Raw genomic sequence first — 6,739 nt, 5'->3', positions numbered from 1 at the left:
TGCCAGAAATGCTGGCACCATTATTTACTGCGGCGGGTTATCAGGCTGAACCGTTATGCCAGTTTGAAATGGAACTGACATTTTAAAATATCGTTATGCTGCATTCCGGATAACAGGAGAATAATGATGAGTTGCAAGTTTGAATGGATCAATGAGCCCGCTAAATGGCACTACGGGAATAATACCCTGTCGGTAATCACTGATGATCACACCGATTTCTGGCGTCATACCTGGTACGGGTTTGAGCGTTTTTCAGGTCACATCTACGCCACTGACGTAACAGATGATTTTACTTTTCAGGTCAGGATCCGCGCAGACTTCACCACACTCTATGACCAGGCCGGAATTATGATTCTCTCTGACGAACAGCACTGGCTCAAAGCTGGCATCGAATTTAACGATGGAGCACCTGCAATCGGGAGTGTACTCACGCTGGGAAATTCGGACTGGGCTACAGGGCTCTTTCCCGGGGATCCGAAGGAATTCTGGCTGCGCCTGACCCGTAAGAAAGATGCGTTACGATTGCAGTACTCGTCAGATGGACAACACTGGCCATTACTTCGCTTATGTTATTTTCCCATGGGCCCAGTAAGAACGGGCGTCATGTGTTGTACACCTCAGCGCCAGGGGTTGGAGGTAGAATTTCTTGATCTCAGACTGACTCCTGCGATGGATAAAGAACTGCACGATCTGAGCTGATAAATATCAAGGAATTATAGAAAACGGAGAACCCGTTCGTGAAGCCATTTTCGGGACGCCTTAGCAGGTATGGCAGCGTTCTATTATTTCCACTGGCGATGGTCATCTACGATTTTTCAGCCTATCTGACCACGGATCTCATCCAGCCGGGCATCATCCACATCATCCGTGAGCTTCAGGCTGATATCACTCTCGCGCCTGCCTCTGTCAGTCTTTATATGGCCGGAGGTCTGGCGCTCCAGTGGCTCCTCGGTCCTCTCTCTGACCGGATTGGTCGCCGTCCCGTCCTGCTCACTGGTGCAATGATCTTTGCCCTGGCCTGTCTGGGCATGATGTTTGTCACCACGATCGAGCAATATTTTATTGCCCGTTTTATACAGGGAACCAGTATTTGCTTCATCTCCACCGTTGGTTATGTGTCAATACAGGAGGCCTTTGATGAAAAGGATTCCATCCGTATCATGGCGGCGCTGACCTCAATCGTATTGCTTGCGCCTGTCATCGGCCCACTGGCTGGAGCAGCTCTGATGTCCTTTATGCACTGGAAGCTGTTATTTGCGATCATCGGAGGGATGAGTCTGATGGCCTGGGTCATGTTGATGATTAAAATGCCGGAGACAGTCAAACGTCAGGGCCAGGGGTTTCATCCTGGAGATGTATTATCCGATTTTATCAGCGCCTTCAGACATCCGGTGGTACTGACGGGTGCCCTGGCCCTGTCATTCGGTAACCTGCCGATGATTACCTGGGTCGCGCTCTCTCCGGTGATCCTGATTGAGGATGGCGGGATGTCACCCGGTATGTATGCCTGGACTCAGGTACCTGTATTTGGCGGGGTGATTATTGCCAGCATCATCGTCGCGAATTTTATCAAAGACCCCACTTCACCGCGCTTTATCTGGCGTACCGTTCCAATTCAACTAAGCGGGCTGTGTATCCTTCTGCTTGGTAATCTGGGTTGGCCGCATGTCTGGTTATGGTCGGTGATGGGAATAAGTATTTATGCCCTCGGGACAGGAATGCTGTATCCCGTCCTGTTCCGTTTTGCGCTTTTTTCTCATTCCCTGCCTAAAGGCACCGTATCAGCAACCATTAACATTATTGCATTAAGTTTTATGGCGACCTCAGTAGAGCTGGCCCGCTGGTTCTATTTTCAGGCTGGTGGCAGGATAGCTTTCCATTTTCTGGCGATGGTGGCAGGAATTATCGTCATGATACTGGTTTTTCGTTTGTTAAAACTACGCCAGCAACATCTGAATCAGACCGTCTGAGAATATGAGTTACGGCTCTGCCAGCAAAATTGGCAGGCTAATGATGGGGCTACGGCCCCATGTCCTGCATGGTACAGGTCGCTTCGAAACCGAACCTCCGGATGGTTTCAAGCATGGCCGCTGGCTTGACACAGTTTTGCTGCAACTGCAACTTGGTGAAGGAATAGAACTCTGCCAGAAGATTCAGATCTTATGCTCTGAGGCAGAAATAAGGGAGCATCAGCCCCCTTCATCTTTATTTCAATCGCTTACCTGTTTCATCAACGACTTTCTCGCCATCTTCCTTAGCAAATGCGCCTTTTTGCGCATCCGGAAGAATATCCAGAACCACCTCGGAAGGGCGGCAAAGGCGCGTTCCCAACGGTGTCACCACAATCGGGCGGTTAATCAGGATCGGATGCTGCAACATAAAGTCTAGTAATTGGTCGTCAGTAAACTTATCTTCCGCAAGCCCCAGTTCTTCATAAGGCTCGACGTTTTTACGCAGCAAAGCCCGGACGGAAATGCCCATATCCGCAATGAGTTTGACCAGCTCATCGCGAGACGGTGGAGTTTCAAGGTAATGAATAACAGTCGGTTCATTACCGCTGTTGCGGATCATCTCAAGCGTGTTACGCGACGTACCGCAGGCCGGGTTGTGATATATGGTGATGTTGCTCATATCAGTATCTCATTACAAAGTGAAAGAGAGACGTAGCGCCAGCGCCGCCAGCGTTACAAACAGCACAGGCAGAGTCATGATAATCCCGGTGCGGAAATAGTATCCCCATGTGATGGTCATATTCTTCTGTGAAAGTACATGCAGCCAGAGCAGCGTTGCAAGGCTACCAATAGGTGTAATTTTCGGCCCCAGATCGCAGCCAATCACGTTAGCGTAGATCATCGCCTCTTTAATAACGCCGGTGGCAGTGCTTCCATCGATAGAAAGAGCGCCAACCAGCACCGTAGGCATGTTGTTCATAATGGAAGACAGGATTGCTGTCAGGAAGCCAGTCCCCAGCGTCGCAACCCAGAGTCCTTTATCCGCCAGTACGTTCAGCACACCTGAAAGGTATTCGGTTAGTCCGGCGTTGCGCAGACCGTAGACCACCAGGTACATCCCCAGTGAGAAGATGACTATCTGCCATGGCGCACCGCGCAGCACTTTGCCGGTGTTAATGGCATGACCTCGTTTCGCCACAGTAAACAGAATGACAGCGCCTGCAGCAGCAATCGCGCTGACCGGGATACCCAACGGCTCAAGGACGAAAAAGCCAACCAGAAGAAGAATCAACACTATCCAGCCAGTTCTGAAGGTTGCCAGATCTTTAATCGCGTTTGTCGGTGCTTTCAGGAGAGCCAGGTCGTAAGTCGGTGGAATATCTTTGCGGAAGAACAGATGCAGCATAACCAGCGTGGCAACAATGGCGGCAATATCCACCGGCACCATTACCGACGCATACTCAGTGAAGCCCAGTCCAAAGAAGTCCGCCGAGACTATATTCACCAGGTTCGACACGATAAGCGGCAGGCTGGCAGTATCGGCAATAAACCCGGCAGCCATGACAAATGCCAGTGTTGTACCTTTACTGAACCCTAATGCAAGCAGCATGGCGATGACAATTGGCGTCAGAATCAATGCCGCGCCATCGTTGGCAAACAGTGCCGCCACCGCCGCACCGAGCAGAACGATATACGTAAAGAGCAAACGTCCACGACCGTTACCCCAGCGGGAAACGTGCAGCGCTGCCCATTCGAAAAAACCGGATTCATCAAGCAGCAGGCTGATAATAATTACGGCAATAAAGGTCGCCGTCGCGTTCCAGACGATATTCCACACCACCGGAATATCGCCCACATGCACAACGCCTGATATCAGAGCCAGTCCCGCGCCCAGCGTCGCGCTCCAGCCGATCCCTAAACCCTTAGGCTGCCAGATAACCAAAACAATGGTCAGGACAAAAATAACGCCTGCCAGTAACATACATCCTCCTGACAGGGCGACTTTGCCGCCCTGTAAATACTAAAAAATTAACTCATCAACTTTCTGAGCTTTTCAATACCGGCGGGCTCTGAAGCCAATACCGGAACGAGCGCTATACGGTCAGCGTGCTGATTCTTAACAACCTCAATCTGAGGCAGTTCCTGCCGGGCACGCTGGCAAAGCAACGGAGAACGCGTATCCGCAATGGAAAGGCTGTTATTGATAATCCAGCCCCACGGATGAATCCCCGCTCTTTCAAGGTCAGACTGCAGGTTTGCCGCTTCCAGCACCGGTGTGGTTTCAGGAAGCGTAACCAGCAGAACTTTGGTTCGCTCTGGGTCCTGAAGCTGCATCATTGGTGTGGTGAAATGTCCCTTTTCACCCATTTTTTTGGCAATTTCGCGGTGATACGCCCCAGTGGCATCCAGCAGCAAAAGCGTATGCCCGGTTGGTGCCGTGTCCATGACCACAAAACGCTTACCTGCTTCACGAATTACCCTTGAAAAGGCCTGAAAGACGGCAATTTCTTCAGTACAGGGAGAACGTAAATCCTCTTCCAGTAGCCGTTTCCCGGCCTCATCCAGATCCCTGCCTTTCGTCTCAAGAACATGCTGACGATAGCGTTCAGTTTCATCGTGAGGGTTGATTCGGCTGACCTGCAGATTCTTGAGGCTGCCGTTCAGCGTTGTACTCAGGTGCGCAGCAGGATCAGAGGTCGTGAGATGCACGTCAAATCCCATGTCTGCCAGCCTTACGGCTATAGCCGCAGCCATCGTGGTTTTCCCTACGCCACCTTTGCCCATCAGCATAATCAGGCCGTGTTCACTGCGAGCGATATCCTCGACCAGGCCAGAGAGCGATAAGTTTTCAGGCGTGTACAGGACGTTCGTTGCCGGGAGCGGTAACGCCTCAGAATGGATATCCAGCAGTCCCTTCAATGCGGACACACCAACCATATTGACTGGCTGGAGTAATAAGGTATCTGTCGGTAGCTCAGATAAACCGGCAGGAAGATTTGCCAGTGCCTCCTGCTCACGTTGCCATATCGCAGCGGCCAGGGCGTCATGTTCAGCTTCGGCTTTAGGCAGCACACCATTAATCACCAGGTACTGGTTTTTCAGGCCAATCACAGCAAGTTCTTCATGGGTGCGGGCCACTTCCTGCAGCGTTGACTTTTGCAGTCGTGCAACCAGAATCAGGCGGGTACGTTCAGGATCGGATAACGCGTCTACCGCGTGAGCATACTGCTCACGCTGCTTTTCCAGCCCGGCCATTGGGCCAAGACAGGAAGCACCATCCGGGTTGCTTTCAATAAAGCTACTCCAGGCTCCGGGAAGCTGGAGAAGGCGAATCGTGTGGCCCGTCGGCGCTGTATCAAAAATAATGTGATCGAAGCGGGTCAGCAGGGAAGCGTCTGTCAATAAGCCGGTGAACTCATCAAACGCCGCAATCTCAGTGGTACAGGCTCCTGAAAGCTGCTCGCTGATACTGTTAACAACGTCATCAGGCAGAAGACCTTTGATAGGATCAACGATTCTGGCGCGGTATTGTTGGGCGGCTTCCTGCGGGTCGATCTCCAGAGCGGAAAGTCCAGGAACTGCTGCCACAGGGCGAATGGTGTTACCGATAGCCTGATCGAATACCTGACCGACATTGGAAGCCGGATCGGTACTGACCAGCAAAACCCGCTTCCCCTGTTCGGCAAGGCGGATTGCCGTCGCGCAGGAAATGGACGTTTTTCCTACACCTCCCTTACCGGTAAAAAACAGGTAGGGCGGGATATTCTGTAAGAATTTCATATGTCCTCCTGACATACTCAGCAACAGGAAGTTTTACCACCACAGCAGCTGGTGGGCGCTAACCCAACCTTCTCCAGCGGAATGCCTAACCAGCGAGCCAGCTCAGCGCGTTTTGGGTATCGCCCTGCCATCACCGTTTCGCTGTCCAACAGCAGTAGCGGAAGCCCTTCTGCTCCAGATGCTTCGAGGAATGCTTTCGCTTTCTCGTTCTGAACAAAGCTCATGGGCTGCTGCGCCAGGTTGTAACGTTCAACCTGTACGCCACGTCCTTTCAGCCACTGCACATCAGCAGAAAAATCAACCAGAACCTGATCGACATCTGAGCCACATACGCCGGTACTGCAGCACATAGCCGGGTCAAACACGGTTAACGTTTTCATCTTTAACACCTCACATCCGTAAAAACATATATGTACAGGCAAATTTTTTAGATACAAACAGCCTTACCACTGCCAGAGCAGTTTGCTGATGCCAGCTTACGGGCGATGGCCTGTACGTCGTCCTGTTGGCTTAACCAGGCCTGCTCAATCACCTGAGCGGCCCAGGAAGGAATATGCGGGGATAAACGGTAGTGAACCCACTTGCCCTGTTTGCGATCCAGCAATAGTCCACTTTCCCGGAGCATTGCCAGATGGCGGGAGATCTTGGGCTGAGACTGTTCCAGTGCCGTACAGAGATCGCACACGCACAGCTCTCCCATCTCCCTGAGCAGCAGCACGATACCCAGGCGGGTTTCATCGGAGAGGTTTTTGAAGAGTTGTAGAGATGATAATTGTGGCATAAGTCCCCCCGGCTACTGTTTCGCAATATCTCGCTGTAACCGTACAGTGTCAAATTATATTTGAATTTCCATATATGAATAAAGCAAGACTTCTCACTGACCCTGTGAGGGTTATACAGTCGGTTATAATAAGGAACTCTGCAAGGAGGCTTTAAGCTATTTCCCTTTGGATTCAGTAAACTGGAGAGTTTTAAGTATGAAGTGTCATGGAGCGGGCGAAGGGAAA

7 protein-coding genes are annotated in these 6,739 nt (G+C 51.3%); 2 read left to right on the top strand and 5 right to left on the bottom strand.

What is annotated here, in order from left to right; genetic code table 11:
- Positions 1-126 precede the first annotated feature (126 nt).
- Positions 127-699, top strand: coding sequence for a DUF1349 domain-containing protein (locus JTI98_RS08700; RefSeq protein ID WP_216082236.1), 573 nt, complete (start codon positions 127-129; stop codon positions 697-699).
- Positions 700-797: 98 nt separating this feature from the next.
- Complete coding sequence (locus JTI98_RS08695) at positions 798-1,970, top strand: MFS transporter (RefSeq protein WP_216082235.1); 1,173 nt, start codon at positions 798-800, stop codon at positions 1,968-1,970.
- A 235-nt stretch (positions 1,971-2,205) separates the two neighbouring features.
- Here JTI98_RS08695 and arsC read toward each other — a convergent pair whose 3' ends face one another.
- The 5 genes from arsC to arsR are packed head-to-tail and all read right to left on the bottom strand — an operon-like array spanning position 2,206 to position 6,513.
- Entirely contained in the window at positions 2,206-2,631 is a 426-nt protein-coding gene (arsC, locus tag JTI98_RS08690) for a glutaredoxin-dependent arsenate reductase (RefSeq protein WP_216082135.1), read from the bottom strand.
- 12 nt (positions 2,632-2,643) lie between these two features.
- Positions 2,644-3,933 (bottom strand): arsenite efflux transporter membrane subunit ArsB, encoded by a 1,290-nt coding sequence (gene arsB, locus JTI98_RS08685; RefSeq protein ID WP_216082134.1) that lies wholly within the window; start codon positions 3,931-3,933, stop codon positions 2,644-2,646.
- A gap of 47 nt (positions 3,934-3,980) precedes the next feature.
- Complete coding sequence (gene arsA / locus JTI98_RS08680; protein ID WP_216082133.1) at positions 3,981-5,732, bottom strand: arsenite efflux transporter ATPase subunit ArsA; 1,752 nt, start codon at positions 5,730-5,732, stop codon at positions 3,981-3,983.
- A gap of 17 nt (positions 5,733-5,749) precedes the next feature.
- Positions 5,750-6,112 carry an arsenite efflux transporter metallochaperone ArsD gene (gene arsD / locus JTI98_RS08675; RefSeq protein WP_216082132.1) on the bottom strand — a complete coding sequence of 121 codons (363 nt, stop codon included), beginning with the start codon at positions 6,110-6,112 and terminating at the stop codon, positions 5,750-5,752.
- 47 nt (positions 6,113-6,159) lie between these two features.
- Positions 6,160-6,513: an As(III)-sensing metalloregulatory transcriptional repressor ArsR gene (arsR, locus tag JTI98_RS08670; RefSeq protein ID WP_042999394.1), complete on the bottom strand. Its 354-nt coding sequence runs from the start codon at positions 6,511-6,513 to the stop codon at positions 6,160-6,162.
- Positions 6,514-6,739: the final 226 nt, after the last annotated feature.

It is taken from the genome of Citrobacter sp. MGH 55, assembly GCF_016906145.1.
Taxonomy (GTDB): domain Bacteria; phylum Pseudomonadota; class Gammaproteobacteria; order Enterobacterales; family Enterobacteriaceae; genus Citrobacter_A; species Citrobacter_A amalonaticus.
This window is presented reverse-complemented; position numbering and strand designations above follow the sequence as displayed.

What these genes read in the sequence shown, in the direction of transcription:
- JTI98_RS08700 (WP_216082236.1), top strand. Translation starts at nt 127, where the DNA reads ATGAGTTGCAAGTTTGAATGGATCAATGAGCCCGCTAAATGGCACTAC.
- JTI98_RS08695 (WP_216082235.1), top strand. Translation starts at nt 798, where the DNA reads ATGGTCATCTACGATTTTTCAGCCTATCTGACCACGGATCTCATCCAG.
- arsC (WP_216082135.1), bottom strand. Translation starts at nt 2,631, where the DNA reads ATGAGCAACATCACCATATATCACAACCCGGCCTGCGGTACGTCGCGT.
- arsB (WP_216082134.1), bottom strand. Translation starts at nt 3,933, where the DNA reads ATGTTACTGGCAGGCGTTATTTTTGTCCTGACCATTGTTTTGGTTATC.
- arsA (WP_216082133.1), bottom strand. Translation starts at nt 5,732, where the DNA reads ATGAAATTCTTACAGAATATCCCGCCCTACCTGTTTTTTACCGGTAAG.
- arsD (WP_216082132.1), bottom strand. Translation starts at nt 6,112, where the DNA reads ATGAAAACGTTAACCGTGTTTGACCCGGCTATGTGCTGCAGTACCGGC.
- arsR (WP_042999394.1), bottom strand. Translation starts at nt 6,513, where the DNA reads ATGCCACAATTATCATCTCTACAACTCTTCAAAAACCTCTCCGATGAA.